The following is a 16,157-nucleotide window of genomic DNA, read 5'->3' as shown; positions in this document are numbered from 1 at the left end:
CCCCCCCCCGCGGTGCAAGCAGCCACCATCGGCAAGCAGAACCGCTAACCCTCACCCCCTCCCCTCTCCCGCGCGCGGGAGAGGGGAGCGCATAGCGGCGGGTGTCGCAATAATCAGCGCAACCTCAAAACTGCGTCCGCATCCCCACTCTCACACTCCGCCCCGGCAACGGCGCGATATCCCGCAAGATCGACGTCGCGCTGCGCGCTTCCGTGTTCGTGAGGTTATCCCCGCGCACATAGAACAGCGTTTCCGTACCCGACAGTTTCATCTTGTACGTCAGCGCGACACCGAGCATCGTGTACGCATCGCTCGGCGTGTCGCCAGCGGGCACGCGGCTCTGGCGCGCGTTCCAGTCCACGTTGATGCGTGCGCCCCAGCGGCCAGCGCCATAGACCAGCGAGCCACCGAGACGTAGCGGCGACAGACGCGGCAGCGGTTCGCCGTTGCTGCGGTTCTCGCCGTGGACGTAATCCGCGCGCGCTTCGAAGTCGAGCGTGTCGCTGGTGGTCAGCATCTTGTTCAGCAGGCGCGTCTTGCCGTCGGCTTCAAAACCATACAGCGTGGCCGGCACGCCAAGGTATTGGTAAGCCGGCAGTGCACCGTCAGCGCCACCGGCTACGACATTGCCTTCCTCGTCGCGGAAGCCACCGGTGTTGACCAGTGCGAGATAGTTCTGGAATCGGCTGTAGTAGCCCGACACGCTGCCGCTATGATTGCCCTGCTTGAAACGCATGCCGAGGTCGATCGAAGTTGCGCGTTCCTTGCTCGCGTTTGGATCGCCGGTTTCATACGAGCCAGTGGCCAGGTGCGGGCCGTTCGCGTACAGCTCGTAGAACGTGGGCGCGCGCTCGGTATAGGACAGGTTCGACGTGACCGTCCAGACCGGGTTGAGTTTGTAGAGCAGGCCGGCCGACGCACTGCCGGCGTTGAAGCTGCGCTCGGCATCGCTGAAACGGTCGTTCCCGTTGGCGCTCGCTTTCACGCGGCTGTGATCGAGGCGACCGCCGAAGTTCAGCTTCAGATCGCCCGACGAGATCAGCGGCAGTTCCTCGAAGACGAAGAATGCGGCGTTGTCCGTGGCGGTGGTCGGTACGAACGCTTCCTCGCCCAGCGCCGAGAAATCGGTGTGACCGAACTGCGTGCCGATCACACCGGTCATGTTGCCGATCTTGCCGTGCGTGGCTTCCAGTCGGGCATCCCAGCCGTGATTCTTGAACGTGGTGCCGGTCTCGCCGCCCTCGATCTCGCGGTGCTCGTAGTCGGTGTAGCTGAACTTGCCCTTGATCGACTGGATGATGCCGTTGGTGCTGCCGCCCAGGTTACGGGCTTCGCCTTCCAGTGCAAAACGGTCCTGGCGCATCTTGATGCGTGCGTCTTCCTCGGCCGGTGTGCCGTAGTCGTTGCGATACGTGGACCAGTTCGCGCCCACGAAGCCATCGGCCCATGTGTACGAGCCGCCCAGCGATCCGCCTTCCTGGTGCGCGTTGGTGTTCGGGATTTTTCCGTACGCCTCGCTCTCGCCTTCGGGCAGCGGCTGCGTGGCACGCTGCGTGCCACTGCGTGCGTAACCGGGGATGCGCAGGTCGCTGGTCTGGCGCACGAACGCGTCGGCATGCACGGCAAACTTGCCGTTGCCGGCTTCGATCATGCCGCTGGCGTTGCGGCCCTTGTCGCCGCCTATCGTGCCGCTGAAATCGGTTGCGCCAGACACCCCAGTGATAGGATCGCGCGGGATGCGGTTGTCGATCACGTTGACCACACCGCCCACGGCATTGCCGCCGTACATCAGCGCGGCGGGCCCGCGCACCACTTCGATCTTCTCGGCGATCAGCGGGTCGATGGGCACCGCGTGATCGTAGGACAGCGTGGAGGCATCGAGCGTGGAGCCGCCGTTCTGCAGCACCTTGATGCGGTCGCCGTCGAGACCGCGAATGATCGGGCGGCTGGCGTTGGGGCCAAAGTACGACGAGGTCACACCGGGCAGGCTGTTCAGCGTTTCGCCCAGCGTGCTGCCCTGGCGCACGGTCAGTGCATCGCCGCCGAGCGTGGAGACGGGCGCGACCATGTCGTTCAGGTCGCTGCCGAGCGGATTGGCGGTGACCACCACTTCCTTCAGCGTTTGCGGAGTGGCGTCCTGCGCGATGGCGGCGGAGGAAAGACCAGTGGCGATCAGGGCGGCAAGTGCCGCCAGCGGGGTGCGGCGCACCGCCGGAATACGGTTGGAGTTCGAGTACATGGCTCGCGATTCGAATTCGAGTGGGCGGGCATGCGGCGCGGCTCAAGGCGCGGCATGCCCGGTCAGGCAGACGCGAGGGCGCGTGGCAGTGCGCCACGACCCAGGCGATCAGACGAATGCGAATGCGGATGGAGGCGCGCGGGAGTGGAATGGACGCGCGGCCGGCAGATCGGGCCAGCGCCACGCCAGGTTTGCCGGCTTGACCGGCTTGCCGAAGGCGAGATCGGGCAGCGTGAAACTGCCGAAGAGGGTGTCAGCCATTGTCGCACCGTCGAACAGCACGCACGAGTGGAGACCGAGTTTCAGGAACGAGGCGCCGTGATGGGCGCCATGGCTTGCATCCGCAGCCGTCACGAGACTGACTTGCGGCAAGGCCGGAAAACCGCCGTGCACCACGCGGTGCACCAGACCCGCATGCTGCGCGAGCAACAGGCAGGCCACGAGCCACAGCGCTGGCCAGAAGCCAACGCCGCGTGCCCGCCAGCGCGAGAGAAGCGGAACGTCAGTGCGCATGCCCGCAGCCACAAGGGCCGTCGCCATGATCGTGATCGTGCGCATGGTCGTGATCATGATCGTGACCTTCGTGGTCATGGTCATGCACGTCGTCGAACGCGTCACCCCAGTCCGGGAACGGATCGGGATAGGTGGCCCAGGTCTCCGGGCCGGCTGCCATCTCTTCGTCCGTCAGCAGGCACGCATCGAGCCGCGCGAGCAGCGCGTCGGAATCGAGGTCGATGCCGGTCAGCACCAGCTCCTGGCGGCGGTCACCGTACTCGGCGGGCAGGCCGTCTTCGAGCAGGTCGGCCTCGATGGCCGCGCGTGCCAGTCCTTCGGACGGCCATTCCTCCGCGTCGATGGCGGCCCACCACGCACCGGCAGCACCGGGACGGCAGACACCGCCAGCCTGGCTCCAGTCGCCGGCAATATCCATGCGGCTGGCCAGCCAGAACAATCCGTGCGAACGCAGCACGTCGCCATGCTCGCGCATCCACTCGGTATGGATCAGGTCGGCGAAGCGCTGTGGGTGGAAAGGACGGCGACGACGGTAGAGCAGGGTGGAGACCCCCGCAGCGGCAGGCACGGCATCACCTTGCAACGCGGCTTGCCAGCCTGCGGCATTCGGCGTGGCATCGATATCGAACCGGCCCGTGCCCAGCACTCGCTCGGCGGCCACATTGCCATGGCTGGCATCGACGATATCGGCGCGCGGATTGAGCGCGTGCAGCACCACATGCAGGCGGCCCAACTGGCCCGCATCGACAAGGTCGATCTTGTTGACGACGATGACGTCGCAGACTTCGATCTGGTCGATCAATACATCCACAACGGTGCGGTCGTCATCGGCATCGGCCAGCCCGCGTGCGGAGAGAAAGTCTGCGTCGTGGAAGTCCTGCAGGAAGCGGCTGGCATCGACGACTGTTACCAGTGTGTCGAGATGCACCACGCCGGGTGCCTGCCCACCGTGCTGGTCTTCGAACGCGAAGGCATCGGCAATGCCGAGCGGCTCGTCGGTGGCGGTGGCCTCGATCACCACATGATCGTGCTGGCCGGCCTGCGCCAGCTTCTCCACCTCGGCCAGCAGGTCGCCCTGGCTGTCCACCACGGCCATGCGCGCGCCATGCTGCGACGCGAGGTGATGCAGCACGGTGGTCTTGCCGGCGCCGGTGAATCCGGACAACACGGTGACGGGCAGGCGAGCGGCCATGTGATGGGATCTGTAACTGTTATTGCAACAAGGTTGCGACTGTAGCAGAAAGCCGGCCCCTGTAACAGGTCGGGCTCACAGCTAATGGTAGTGCGCCCGCGTGACGGCAAGGCGGCTGGAAGCGGGGTTTGCCGCAAAAAACAAAAACGGCCCGGCAAGGCCGGGCCGCATGGCCAGCATTCGATGCGCCGAGCGGCGGATCAGTCGCCGAACAGCTTCTGGCGCAGTTCGCGGCGCTGCTGGGCTTCCAGCGACAGCGTGGCGGTGGGACGGGCCAGCAGACGCGGCACGCCGATCGGCTCGCCGGTTTCCTCGCACCAGCCGTAGTCGCCGGAGTCGATACGCTGCAGCGACTGTTCCACCTTCTTCAGCAGCTTGCGCTCACGGTCGCGCGTGCGCAGTTCGAGGGCGTGTTCTTCCTCGATCGTGGCACGGTCGGCCGGGTCCGGCACGATGACCGTTTCGCGCAGGTGCTCCGTCGTCTGGTCCGCATTCTTGAGGATATCGTCGCGAAGCTGCTGAAGGCGATTCTTGAAAAAGGCGAGTTGCGCCTCGTTCATGTAGTCCTTGTCGCTCATCTTCAGGATTTCAGCTTCAGTCAGAATTTTGTTGCTGCTCATGGTACCTGCTGATTCTCTTGTTGATGCGACCGGCGGTGTCTTCGTCCGCTCGGGTGCAGTGGCCGTCCGCTTGCGCGGTGCGGCTGTTTCACTCTGGCTGGCTGCAGTCTTGCTGCTTCGCGTGCCTCCCTTGGCCTCGCCCGCTTCGGCGTGCGCCGTACTGCCGCGGGGAGCTGGCGTCGCCTTTACAGGCTGCGCCTTGAGCGTCTCCGTCGCAGCGGTAACTGTCTTGCTGCGGCTTTCCTTGCTTTTTGTTGCGGCTGTCATGGGGCACCTCTCTCTACGCGTCGAAGAGTGACGGCGCGTATGCGAGGAACCCCAGGCGGAGGGCGGTCTCCGCACTAAAGCCCTGCGACCGCGCCTGCTGGCGGCCCTTGCCTCGTGCTGACGACGCCTGCCGCCCTGCGAATACCGGCAACGCCCAGAGGTGCGCCGCCCGTATCAAATCCGGCCTATTGTACTTGAACAAATTTCTTCGAGATATGGGAGAAAGACTGACAAGAGACAGGAGTTTTCCCCATATTCCACCCATCTGGAGGGTGTCGGGCGCAGAAAGCGGGGGAGGCCGCCCGCCGGCCAGGGTGGCGGCGGGGGCATATGACGCATCGGGCAGACCGGCCGTTGCCCGGTCAACCAGCGATGGACTGGACGGGAATCAGGCGAGGCAGGCGGTCAGGCCCTTGAGGATGGCGTCGCGCGGCAAGTCCACGCCGATGAATACCATGCGCGTACCGGGCGTCTCGTTCTCCCATTTGGCGCCGATGTCGCTGCCCATCAGTTGGTGGACGCCCTGGAACACCACCTTGCGGTCCACCCCTTCCATATAGAGCACGCCCTTGTAGCGCAGCAGCTTCTCGCCGTACACCGACAGGATGCCCGACAGGAATTCCTCCAGCTTGCCGTAGTGGAACGGCTTGTCGCTACGGAAGACGAACGAGGCGATGCGGTCCGTGTGGTGGTGGTGATGATGGTGGTCGTGCGCATGGCCATGCCCGTGATCATGGCCGTGGCCGTGCTCATTGGCGTGATCGTGCCCGCAATCGGCGGCGCACTCCTCGCCGTGCGCATGATCGTGCCCATGGTCATGGTCGTGCTCGTCGGTACGTAGGAACTCGGGATCGATCTCGAGCTTTTCGTTGAGGTTGAAGCCGCGCAGGTCGAAGATCGTGTCGATCGGTGCCTCGCCGAAGTTGGCGGTGCGGATCGGCGCACGGGCATTCATGTGCTTCAGACGGTGGCGCAGGTCGTCCACCTCTGCGGCGCTGACCAGATCGGACTTCGTGATGAAGATCGAATCCGCAAAGCCCACCTGGCGTTGCGCTTCTTCCTGCTTGTCGAGTTGGATGTTGCCGTGCTTGGCATCCACCAGCGTGATCACGGCGTCCAGCAGGTAGCGCGATGCAATTTCCTCGTCCATGAAGAAGGTCTGCGCCACAGGACCCGGATTGGCCACACCGGTGGTCTCGATTACCACGCGGTCGAAATCGAGCTTGCCTTCGTCGCGCTGGGTGACCAGATCCGACAGGGCCTGCACGAGGTCGCCACGGATCGTGCAGCAGATGCAGCCATTGCTCATCTGCACGATCTGTTCGCGGCCATCCTGCACGAGGATCTCGTTGTCGATATTTTCTTCGCCGAACTCGTTCTCGATCACGGCGATCTTCATGCCGTGCTGTTCGTTCAGGATGCGCTTTAGCAGCGTGGTCTTGCCGCTACCGAGGAAGCCGGTCAGGATCGTGACCGGAATGAGCTTGGACATGTCGTTGGACTCCGAGGGAGATCGTTGGGCCGGCGTCTGGCCGGCATGTTATTCAGTGTTCGGTGTTACTGCCCGCCGGCATCGCGCACCCTTCCGCATTCGGCACATACGCCGTTGACGGTCAGTTCCACGTGCTCCACGGCAAAGCCGCTGGGCACCCTGGGCGCTACGGACTTGCCCGCCGATTCGAGACAGAAGGTGCGGTCACAGCGCGTGCAATGAAAGTGGCTGTGCTGCCGATGCACCTGTGCGCGGGCTGCCTCGTGCTCCACCAGCGTGAAACGGAAGACGCGGTCGCGGCCAGCGCGCTTCTGTGCCATGCCCTGATCGACGAGCCAGTCGAGTACGCGATACACGGTCACGCGATCCACGTCGCCATCGGGCGGCAGGCGGTCGATCACGGCCTGGTGCGTCAGCGGCTCGTCGGCATCGATCAGGCAAGCCAGGATCGCCACGCGGGGCTGGGTCACACGGGCGCCCAGATGCCGCAGCCGCGCCTGGGCAGCTTGCGCGGCATCGACATCGGTATCGGGTTCCGCCTCGGCAGGCAGCGTCTTGGCGCGCGTGGAAGCGGGTTCGGAGGTGGTGCGGGTCATGCCGGAGATTTAACCATAGCGCCCATCGAGTTGCAATTCAGTTGCACAAGCAAGGTCTTTCCGGAGGGCGTTGCGCACCCGTTCGGGTGAGTGTCCGAGGAAGTCTTCGGTTCCCTCGGATATGTCCGTTTCTCGCGGGTTAGCCCCTATACCTCGCGCTTGTTCGCGGTTGCTAACATCCACCTCCGGCTCCGCCTGTCGGCGGGGTTTGCAGCCGCTTACCACCCATACATCGTGCCGATGGTCACCCCGTGTTTTCCGATATGGATCGACGGGGCCGGTGCTCGCGAAACGCGGGATTTCCGGCGGCGCGGGCGGCGCTGGAACGGGTTACAGAGGGAACAGGAGAGACGCAAATGAAACGAGTTGCAATCAAATTTGCAGCCGCGCTGGTTGTGGCCGGCGTGGGTGCCTTCACGGGAGCCCAGGCTCAGGAATTTCCGGGCAGCAAGCCGGTTCAGGCCGTGGTGCCGTTCGCGGCCGGTGGCCCCACAGACAAGGTGTCGCGTGAACTCACGGCGATCATGTCCAAGCACCTGGGCACCACGATCGTGATCGAAAACCTCGGCGGTGCTGGCGGCACCATCGGCGCCAAGAAAGTGGCGCAGGCGAAGAACGACGGTTACACGATCCTGATCCACCATATCGGCATGTCCACTGCGCCGGCCCTCTATCGCAACCTGGGCTTCGATCCGCTGAAGGATTTCGAGATGGTCGGTGAAGTGGCCGACGTGCCGATGATCATGGTGGGCAACAAGCAAATGCCGCCCGCCAACTTCAAGGACCTGATCCCGTACATCAAGGCCAACGCCGCCAAGCTGTCGCTGGCCAACGCCGGTATCGGCTCGGCCTCGCACCTGTGCGGCCTGCTGTTCCAGAGCGCGATCCAGACCGAGCTGACCACCGTGCCGTACAAGGGCACGGCGCCGGCACTGACCGACATCCTGGGCGGTCAGGTCAACCTGATGTGCGACCAGACCACGAACATCGCCGGCCAGCTGAAGGCAGGCGCGCTGAAGCCTTACGCGGCCATGCAGTCGCGTCGCGTGGAAGCGTTCAAGGACATCCCGACCGCAGCCGAACAGGGCATGCCGGGCGTGGAAGTCAAGATCTGGCACGCCATGTACGCCCCTAAGGGCACGCCGAAGCCGGTCATCGACAAGCTCTCGGCCGCGCTGCAGAAGTCGGTGACGGACCCGACGTTCCGCGCCAAGATGGCGGAACTGGGTGCGGAAGCCGTGCCGGCGCAACGCGCCACGCCGGATTCGCTGCGCACGTTCCTGGCATCGGAAATCAACAAGTGGACGCCGGTGATCAAGAAGGCTGGCGTGTACGCCGACTGATCGGACTGTCGCAATATGAAGAAAAGGCCACGCGCGATGCGTGGCTTTTTTTATTTTTGTCCGTGAGCCGTTGCCTATAGTGGGAAAGCTGCCGTCCGAGGGGACGCCGGAAAAATCTTCCCTTGAAAGCGGGCCATGCGGCGCCACCTACGCCGCTGACACCTCTCACGCAAAGGCACCATGGAACAGTATCACGGCACCACCATCGTCAGCGTCCGGCGCGGCAACCAGGTCGCGCTTGGCGGTGACGGCCAGGTCACGCTCGGCAATATCGTGATGAAGGGTACGGCCCGCAAGGTCCGTCGCATCTACAACGGCAAGGTGCTGGTGGGGTTTGCCGGCAGCACGGCCGACGCATTCTCGCTGCTGGACCGCTTCGAGGCGAAGCTCGAAAAGTACCAGGGCAATCTGACCCGCGCCGCGGTGGATCTCGCCAAGGACTGGCGCTCGGATCGCGCGCTGCGCCGCCTGGAGGCGATGCTGATCACCGCCGACAAGGACACCACGCTGGTCATCACCGGCAATGGCGATGTGCTGGACCCGGAAGGCGGCATCGCGGCCATCGGGTCGGGTGGCGCGTATGCGCAATCGGCTGCCAAGGCGCTGGTGGAAAACACCGAGCTCTCGCCGAAGGACGTGGTCGAGAAGGCGCTGACCATCGCCGGCGAACTCTGCATCTACACGAATACCAACTTCGTCATCGAAACCATCGACTGACCGACGCTGAACGGAACCCCATGTCGCAAACCATGACCCCGTCGGAAATCGTTTCCGAACTCGACAAGCACATCATCGGCCAGAACAAGGCCAAGAAGGCCGTGGCCGTGGCGCTGCGCAACCGCTGGCGCCGCCAGCAGGTGGCAGACCCGCTGCGCCAGGAAATCACGCCGAAGAACATCCTCATGATCGGCCCCACGGGTGTGGGCAAGACCGAGATCGCGCGCCGCCTGGCCAAGCTGGCCGATGCGCCGTTCATCAAGATCGAGGCCACCAAGTTCACGGAAGTGGGCTACGTGGGCCGCGACGTGGACACCATCGTGCGCGACCTGGCCGAGATGGCCGTCAAGCAGACGCGCGAATCGGAAATGAAGAAGGTGCGCGCCAAGGCCGAGGACGCTGCCGAGGATCGCCTGCTCGACGTGCTGCTGCCGCCGCCGCGCGATATCGGCTTCCAGCAGCATGAGGACAAGGATTCGAACACGCGCCAGGTATTCCGCAAGAAGCTGCGCCAGGGCGAACTCGACGACAAGGACATCGAGCTGGAAGTGGCCGCTGCCATGCCGGGCATGGACATCATGGGGCCGCCGGGCATGGAAGACATGACCGAGCAGATCCGCACGATGTTCGCGGGCATGGGCCAGGGCAAGAAGGCGCGCCGCAAGATGAAGGTCAAGGAAGCGTTCAAGCTGCTGATCGACGAGGAGGCCGCCAAGCTGCTGAACGAGGAAGAGCTCAAGCACAAGGCGATTGCCAACGTCGAGCAGAACGGCATCGTGTTCCTGGACGAGATCGACAAGATTGCCAGCCGCAGCGATGTGGGTGGCGGCGAGGTGTCGCGCCAGGGCGTGCAGCGCGATCTGCTGCCGCTGGTGGAAGGCACCACGGTCAACACGAAGTACGGGATGATCAAGACGGACCACATCCTGTTCATCGCATCGGGCGCGTTCCATTTGTCGAAGCCGAGCGACCTGATTCCCGAACTGCAGGGCCGTTTCCCGATTCGCGTGGAACTGGACTCGCTGTCGGTGCAGGACTTCGAGGCCATCCTCACGCAGACGGACGCCAGCCTGACCAAGCAGTACCAGGCGTTGCTGAAGACCGAAGAGGTGGAACTGCAGTTCGCCGAAGACGGCATCCGCCGCCTGGCCGAGATCGCGTTCTCGGTGAACGAAAAGGTCGAGAACATCGGCGCACGCCGGCTGTACACGGTGATGGAGCGCCTGCTCGAAGACCTGTCGTTCCACGCGACGAAATCGTCGGGCGAGACCATTACTGTTGATGCGGCTTATGTCGAGGAACGTCTCGGCGATCTGGCGGGGAATGAAGATCTGTCGCGCTACGTGCTGTGATGGAGCGTTGATCGCTTGATGCAAAAAAGCCGGACGTTGTCCGGCTTTTTTGTTTTTGCGATGTCGCTTTCGATCCTGTTGGTTGTCTCTCCTCTCCCGCGTGCGGGAGAGGGGCGGGGGAGAGGGCCAGCAGTACAAATTGCGACGACGTAGGCAAGCAGAACCTCCAGCCCTCTCCCCCAATCCCTCTCCCGCAAGCGGGAGAGGGAGACAGACGGAGGCGGGAGAGGGTGTTGTCCCCCGTGTTTCATCAGCCCTTACACCCGTAAGCATTGGTAAAGCCTCTGGCGCGGGCGTGACCGCGAATGAGACCCTTCCGCACCTTCCACAAAACAGATTAACGGGAGTGAGCCAATGTCACGCATGGAATCGCGTACACCTTTCTTCAAGAGCAGCAACCGCGTGCGCAAGCGTCGCGTGGCGATGGCCGTGGGCGGCGTGGTGGCTGCCATCACGGCGGCGACGGTGTTTCTCTGCATCCGTCCCGATACCCCCGCTCATGCCAGCACGAAGCCGGCAAAGCAGGTAGCCACCCAGGCCGCGATCGCCGCTGAAGCCATGGCCTCCGGCGCGCTGGTCACACTGGCGGATCGCCATGCCCGCGATGCCGTGCGTATCGCCGAGGCATCGGACGACGACCTCGGCTGGGACTACGTCCAGCTTCGCCTGTAACCCATCGTCATCAGACGATCAGCGCGAGACTGGCCGCTTGCCGAGCTTGCGTTGCAGCGTGCGCCGATGCATGTTCAGCGCGCGCGCCGTGGCGGAGATATTGCCGCCGTGCTCCGTGAGCACGCGTTGAATATGCTCCCACTCCAGCCGTGCCACCGATAGCGGCACCGGCTCTTCCAACGCGGCTTCCGCCGCATCCTCGGACACGCCTGCCATCAGCGCGGTCAGGATCGAATCCACATTGGCCGGCTTGGCCAGGTATTCATCGGCACCTTGCTTCACTGCGGCCACGGCCGTGGCGATGCTCGCATAGCCGGTCAGCACCAGGATGCGCGCGTCGGGCAGTGCATGCCGTAGCGGTCCCACCAGATGCAGTCCCGACTCTGCCGGTGCAGTGCCACCCGTATCAGGCGGCGGGCCGAGATGCAGGTCGAGCGTGACGTAGGCGAATGGCGTTTTCGTGGCTAGCGCCAGCGCACTGGCGCTGTTGTGCGCCACCTGCACAGCATAGCCGCGGCGCGTCAGCGCGCGTGCCAGCGTGCCGGAGAAGACCTCGTCGTCATCGACGACAAGAAAGGGGGTGGCATCGGCAGGCGCCGGGGCGTCGATCATCAAGGTTGGAAGGCGTTGGGGTTGAAGGTCTGGCGGCGCGTGGCATCGCCGATAGGCAGCCGCAGTTCGGTCACGGTGCCGCCGGCAGGATTGTCGAGCCATGCGAGTTGTCCACCCAGTTGGCGCGCGGCGCTTTGCGCCAGATACAGGCCGATACCCTGTCCGCCGAGCGTGCTGGCAACGGGACGCTCGCCCAGCTGGCTGCGCAGCGCGGGCGCGATGCCGCTGCCGTGATCGGTCACGCGCAGCAGCAGGGCATCGCCTTCCTGCGCGATTGCCAGCGCCAGCGGCGGCCCGCCTCGTGCGTCGTCGCCATGTTCGCCCTGCTGGCTGCGCGCGGCGTTGTCCAGCACGATGGTCAGGATCTGCGCCACGCGCGCGGTATCCACGGCCTGCATGCCGGCGTCGGGCGAGAGTTCGGCTTGCAGGCTGGCTTGCGGATGGCGCAACTGCCAGCGCTCCACGAACGACGTCAGCCAGGCATCGATGCGTTGCGGCGCCAGCGTCTGGTGATCGGCACGCAGCCGGGCCAGGATGGAGCGGCACAGTTCGAGTTGCTGCTCCATCGTTTGCAGGTCGGGCAGGTAATCGGCAATCGCGGTCCTGCCGCGCGCGGTGTCGGCGGCGTCGCCACGCAGTTCGCCGGCGATCACGGCGAGCGTGGCCAGCGGCGTACCGATCTCGTGCGCCACGGCAGCGGCCTGGTCGTTGAGCGCTTCCACGCGCGCCTCGCGCAACAGCAGTTCGCGGGCGTCGTTGAGTTGCGCGTCACGCTGCCGCAGCACGTTGGACAGGCGTGCCACGAAGATCGCGATCATCACCGCGCTGGCCACGAAGTTGAGCCACATCCCCGCCAGGTGATAGTTCACGGCGTTGTCGGGATTGTGCAGATGCAGCGGCACGTAATCGAGCAGCAGCAGGGAGTAGCAGGTCAGCGCATAGCCGGCCAGCAGCGCCACCAGCCGCCACGGCAGGATGGCCGCAGCGATGGCCAGCCCCGGCAAGTAGAACGACACGAAGGGATTGGTGGCGCCGCCCGTATAGAACAGGATGGCCGACAACGCGGTCAGGTCCACCAGCATCTGCACCATGAGTTCCGGATCGCCCGGCATGGTGTTGCGCCGGGTGTGCCAGCGCAGGCGCGCCACCGTATAGAGGTTGAACGCGGCCTGGACCGCGAACAGGAACAGCAGCGGCTGGAAGGGCAGGTGGATGCCGGCCACGGATTCGCACAGGGCCAGCAGCAGCGCCTGCCCGGCCAGCAATGCCCAGCGCAGCCAGCACAGCCGGCGCATGCTCACCAGGCTGTGACGGGGCGCTGGCATGCCCGGCATGCCAGGGGGAGTGGCGAAGGCTGGCGGAGGCGGCGGGGGCAGGTCGATCGAGGCTTGCATGGCGCGAGTGTAGCAATGCTGGGCGGGGTTGCCTGCCGTGCGACACCGTGCCGCATTCGGGCGTGGCGCAGGTCGCGCACGCAGCGCGCGACATCATGCTAATGTCCCGGCTTCCGGCCTGTTCGACCTGCTCGATCTATCGGGCCAACACAGCCAACCTGTCAAATTCGTGGAGATGTTCCGTATGCAAGTCAGAACCCGCGCCCTGCGCGCCGCCTCGATCGTCACCCTTGGGGTGGCCGGCCTGCTGACCAGCGCCCAGGCCATGGCCCAGGTCGATGTCAGCGACGCCTGGGTGCGCGGCACCGTACCGGCGCAGACGGCGTCGGGCGCCTTCATGACGATTCATGCGCATCAGGGCGCGAAGCTGGTCGGCGTGTCTTCGCCGCTGGGCAGCGCCGAGTTGCACGAGATGAAGATGGACAACAACGTGATGCGCATGCGTCCGATCGAGTCGCTGGACCTGCCGAAGATGCAGAACGTACAGCTCAAGCCGGGCGGCTATCACGTCATGCTCATGGGCCTGAAGCAGCAACTCAAGGCCGGCGATTCGGTGCCCATCACGCTGAAGATCGAGCAGAACGGCAAGGTGACGGAGCAGACGGTCAAGGCGCAGGTGCGCGACGTAGCGGCCCCGGCGCAGTCCGGCGGCCAGATGGACCACAAGCACTGAGCGGCAACGGCACCAAACGAAAAGGGGAGCAGACGCTCCCCTTTTTCATCCCCGCAGGCTGATTGCTGCGGTGTCTTCCTCTGTTTCCGTGGCGGCGGTGGCCGCCTGCTGCACGCGTTCGCGCAGCCACGTGTGCCCCGGATCGGCATCGGCCTTTTCCGGCCAGATCATGCTGTAGGTGAAGCCGGGAATCGTGAAGGGCGCCTCGAAGATCGCCAGCCGCTCGTCGGCCAGCGCCTCCAGCGTGCGCCGCGCGGCCGTCAGGACCATGTTGGTGCCGACGATCAACCCTGGTGCCACGCTCCACTGCTGCACCACGCAGGCAATCTTGCGTCGCCCGCCCAGTCGCGTGACAGCGGCGTCGATGGCCTCGCCGCGTTCCGTGGGACCGGTGACCAGCACATGGGAGCGCGCGAGGTAGGCCACGTGGTCCAGGCGTCCGGTGTCGCGTACGGTGGCGGCATCGACGGCGCAGGCGAAGTCGTCGTTGAACAGCGCGGCGGTGCGCACGCCCTCGGGTTCGAAGGAGAACGCACCCAGCGCGATATCGAGTTCGCCGTCGGCAATCTGCCCCGTCATCGATTCGCGGCTCGACTGCGTGACCACGAGGTCGATGTTCGGCGCGGCCTTGCGCACCGTGCGCAGCAGGCGCGGCAGCACAACCAGCGCGCCGTAGTCGGACATCGCCAGCCGGAACGTGCGCCGTGCCGTGGCCGGCTGGAAGCCGCCGGGGCCCAGCAGAATGCGCACCTGCGCCAATGCCTCGGCCAGCGGACCGGCAAGCTCGTGGGCGCGCGGCGTGAGCACCAGCCCACCCTGGCCACGCACCAGCAACGGATCGTCCAATAGCTGCCGCAGCCGCGCCAGCGAGTGGCTGACGGCAGGCTGGCTCAGCTGCAGCCGCAGCGCGGCGCGCGAGATATGGCGTTCCGCCAGCAGCGCTTCCAGCACTACCAGCAGGTTCAGATCGATTCCGCGTAGGCTATTCATGCCGCGAATGTTAAACCGGAAATCGTCGCTTTTGTCATTCGCAACGTGCAAATCACCGGTAAACAACAAAAATTTTGGACGGGATTCAGAAGTGTCTCAATCTGGTGCGGATTCCCGACGCCGTTTGAGACAGTCCGGACACAGGCAATGCTGGTTGGCCACGATCTGGCGGGAGGGCAGCAGCGGCTGGCTGGCGCACCAGCATTCGGGCAGTCCGGCCACGAAACCGCAGACGAACGGGGCTCCGCATGCACTGCAGCGTTCCACCGGGCGCAGTTGTCCAGTCAGGATCGTCGACGGATCGGTCATGGTCTGAAAGCGTTGTTGCAAAGCAGCGATTGCAATGCTGCCGCCGGTTTCTTGTAAAATCGGCGCCTGCCGTGGCCGGATGGCGCCTGCGGGGCACATCGTCCCGCTGTGGCCCTTGTGCCCGGCCGGTAGCCGCAACGCCGGCCTCGCCCGTATCGCCTACCAGGCGGACGGTTAATCATGATACCTGCTCCACATCACACGGAATGTCCGAAGCCATGAACGCTGACAATCCTGGGCCTGCCGCCACCACGGTTGCGGCCATCGCCCCCGCCCTCAAGGCCGAGATCCTCGCCGAGGCACTGCCTTACATCCGCAAGTTCCACGGCAAGACCATTGTGGTCAAGTACGGCGGCAATGCGATGACCGAGGAAAAGCTCAAGCACGGGTTCGCGCGCGACGTGATCCTGCTCAAGCTCGTGGGTATGAACCCGGTGGTGGTCCATGGCGGCGGTCCGCAGATCGACGAGGCGCTGAAGAAGGTCGGCAAGGTCGGCACCTTCATCCAGGGCATGCGCGTTACCGACGAAGAGACCATGGAAGTCGTGGAATGGGTGCTCGGCGGTGAAGTCCAGCAGGACATCGTCATGCTGATCAACCAGTACGGCGGCCAGGCCGTGGGCCTGACGGGCAAGGATGGCGGGCTGATCCGCGCCAAGCGCCTGCAGATGCCGGACCGCGAGAACCCGGGCACGTTCATCGATATCGGCTTCGTGGGCGATATCGAGGCCATCAACCCGGCCGTGGTCAAGGCGCTGCAGGACGACGCGTTCATCCCTGTCATCTCGCCGATCGGCTTCTCCGATGACGGCCAGGCCTACAACATCAACGCCGATGTGGTGGCGGGCAAGATGGCCGAGATCCTGAAGGCCGAGAAGCTCGTCATGATGACGAACATCCCGGGTGTGATGGACAAGAAGGGCAATCTGCTGACCGACCTGTCCGCGCGCGAGATCGAGGAACTGTTTGCCGATGGCACGATCTCGGGCGGCATGCTGCCCAAGATCTCGTCCGCACTGGATGCCGCCAAGAGCGGCGTTCACTCGGTTCACATCGTCGACGGCCGCATCGAACACTCGCTGCTGCTGGAAATCCTGACCGAACAGGCGTTCGGCACGATGATCCGCTCGCACTGAGTGCGCCACCGGGAGGCCCGCGCGGGCTTCCCGCTCCGCT

The 16,157-nt window shown here is 64.8% G+C and carries 16 protein-coding genes; 6 read left to right on the top strand and 10 right to left on the bottom strand.

Annotation, left to right across the window (positions count from 1 at the left end; all coding sequences use genetic code 11):
- Positions 1-124: 124 nt before the first annotated feature.
- The 6 genes from ABDB81_RS20265 to ABDB81_RS20240 form a co-directional block, all read right to left on the bottom strand.
- Complete coding sequence (locus ABDB81_RS20265) at positions 125-2,239, bottom strand: TonB-dependent receptor (protein ID WP_346813192.1); 2,115 nt, start codon at positions 2,237-2,239, stop codon at positions 125-127.
- A gap of 108 nt (positions 2,240-2,347) precedes the next feature.
- Positions 2,348-2,809, bottom strand: a complete 462-nt coding sequence (locus ABDB81_RS20260; RefSeq protein ID WP_346813190.1) for a hypothetical protein — start codon at positions 2,807-2,809, stop codon at positions 2,348-2,350.
- Positions 2,742-3,944, bottom strand: a complete 1,203-nt coding sequence (locus ABDB81_RS20255; RefSeq protein WP_346813187.1) for a GTP-binding protein — start codon at positions 3,942-3,944, stop codon at positions 2,742-2,744. Before ABDB81_RS20255 ends, ABDB81_RS20260 begins: the two co-directional genes overlap by 68 nt.
- Positions 3,945-4,144: 200 nt before the next feature.
- Complete coding sequence (gene dksA, locus ABDB81_RS20250) at positions 4,145-4,831, bottom strand: RNA polymerase-binding protein DksA (protein ID WP_237379999.1); 687 nt, start codon at positions 4,829-4,831, stop codon at positions 4,145-4,147.
- A gap of 388 nt (positions 4,832-5,219) precedes the next feature.
- Positions 5,220-6,323, bottom strand: coding sequence for a GTP-binding protein (locus tag ABDB81_RS20245; RefSeq protein ID WP_346813186.1), 1,104 nt, complete (start codon positions 6,321-6,323; stop codon positions 5,220-5,222).
- A 65-nt stretch (positions 6,324-6,388) separates the two neighbouring features.
- A complete protein-coding gene (locus ABDB81_RS20240) occupies positions 6,389-6,919 on the bottom strand; it encodes a Fur family transcriptional regulator (RefSeq protein ID WP_137923576.1) in 531 nt (176 codons plus the stop codon).
- Positions 6,920-7,275: 356 nt separating this feature from the next.
- Here ABDB81_RS20240 and ABDB81_RS20235 point away from each other — a divergent pair, with 356 nt between their 5' ends.
- The 4 genes from ABDB81_RS20235 (at position 7,276) to ABDB81_RS20220 (ending at position 11,003) form a co-directional block, all read left to right on the top strand.
- Positions 7,276-8,262, top strand: a complete 987-nt coding sequence (locus ABDB81_RS20235; RefSeq protein WP_137923575.1) for a tripartite tricarboxylate transporter substrate-binding protein — start codon at positions 7,276-7,278, stop codon at positions 8,260-8,262.
- 180 nt (positions 8,263-8,442) lie between these two features.
- On the top strand, positions 8,443-8,979 hold the full coding sequence (hslV, locus tag ABDB81_RS20230) for an ATP-dependent protease subunit HslV (protein WP_066735031.1): 537 nt from the start codon (positions 8,443-8,445) through the stop codon (positions 8,977-8,979).
- A gap of 20 nt (positions 8,980-8,999) precedes the next feature.
- Positions 9,000-10,331, top strand: coding sequence for an ATP-dependent protease ATPase subunit HslU (hslU, locus tag ABDB81_RS20225; protein ID WP_137923574.1), 1,332 nt, complete (start codon positions 9,000-9,002; stop codon positions 10,329-10,331).
- 354 nt (positions 10,332-10,685) lie between these two features.
- Positions 10,686-11,003, top strand: coding sequence for a hypothetical protein (locus ABDB81_RS20220; protein WP_137923573.1), 318 nt, complete (start codon positions 10,686-10,688; stop codon positions 11,001-11,003).
- 18 nt (positions 11,004-11,021) lie between these two features.
- On the opposite strand, the gene ABDB81_RS20215 is transcribed toward ABDB81_RS20220, so the two are convergent.
- Positions 11,022-11,615, bottom strand: a complete 594-nt coding sequence (locus ABDB81_RS20215) for a response regulator transcription factor (RefSeq protein WP_137923572.1) — start codon at positions 11,613-11,615, stop codon at positions 11,022-11,024.
- Complete coding sequence (locus tag ABDB81_RS20210; protein ID WP_237380001.1) at positions 11,615-12,940, bottom strand: ATP-binding protein; 1,326 nt, start codon at positions 12,938-12,940, stop codon at positions 11,615-11,617. Before ABDB81_RS20210 ends, ABDB81_RS20215 begins: the two co-directional genes overlap by 1 nt.
- Positions 12,941-13,193: 253 nt before the next feature.
- Here ABDB81_RS20210 and ABDB81_RS20205 point away from each other — a divergent pair, with 253 nt between their 5' ends.
- Positions 13,194-13,682 carry a copper chaperone PCu(A)C gene (locus ABDB81_RS20205; protein WP_137923571.1) on the top strand — a complete coding sequence of 163 codons (489 nt, stop codon included), beginning with the start codon at positions 13,194-13,196 and terminating at the stop codon, positions 13,680-13,682.
- A 45-nt stretch (positions 13,683-13,727) separates the two neighbouring features.
- Here ABDB81_RS20205 and ABDB81_RS20200 read toward each other — a convergent pair whose 3' ends face one another.
- A complete protein-coding gene (locus tag ABDB81_RS20200; protein ID WP_137923570.1) occupies positions 13,728-14,672 on the bottom strand; it encodes a LysR family transcriptional regulator in 945 nt (314 codons plus the stop codon).
- Between the two features lie 96 nt (positions 14,673-14,768).
- Positions 14,769-14,981: a cysteine-rich CWC family protein gene (locus tag ABDB81_RS20195; RefSeq protein WP_346813174.1), complete on the bottom strand. Its 213-nt coding sequence runs from the start codon at positions 14,979-14,981 to the stop codon at positions 14,769-14,771.
- Positions 14,982-15,199: 218 nt separating this feature from the next.
- Here ABDB81_RS20195 and argB point away from each other — a divergent pair, with 218 nt between their 5' ends.
- On the top strand, positions 15,200-16,117 hold the full coding sequence (argB, locus tag ABDB81_RS20190) for an acetylglutamate kinase (protein ID WP_130392044.1): 918 nt from the start codon (positions 15,200-15,202) through the stop codon (positions 16,115-16,117).
- The last annotated feature ends 40 nt before the right edge of the window (positions 16,118-16,157 follow it).

It is taken from the genome of Cupriavidus sp. DL-D2 (assembly GCF_039710735.1).
GTDB lineage: Bacteria > Pseudomonadota > Gammaproteobacteria > Burkholderiales > Burkholderiaceae > Cupriavidus.
Note: the sequence above shows the minus strand (reverse complement) of the source record. Positions and strands in the feature narration are given on the sequence as shown.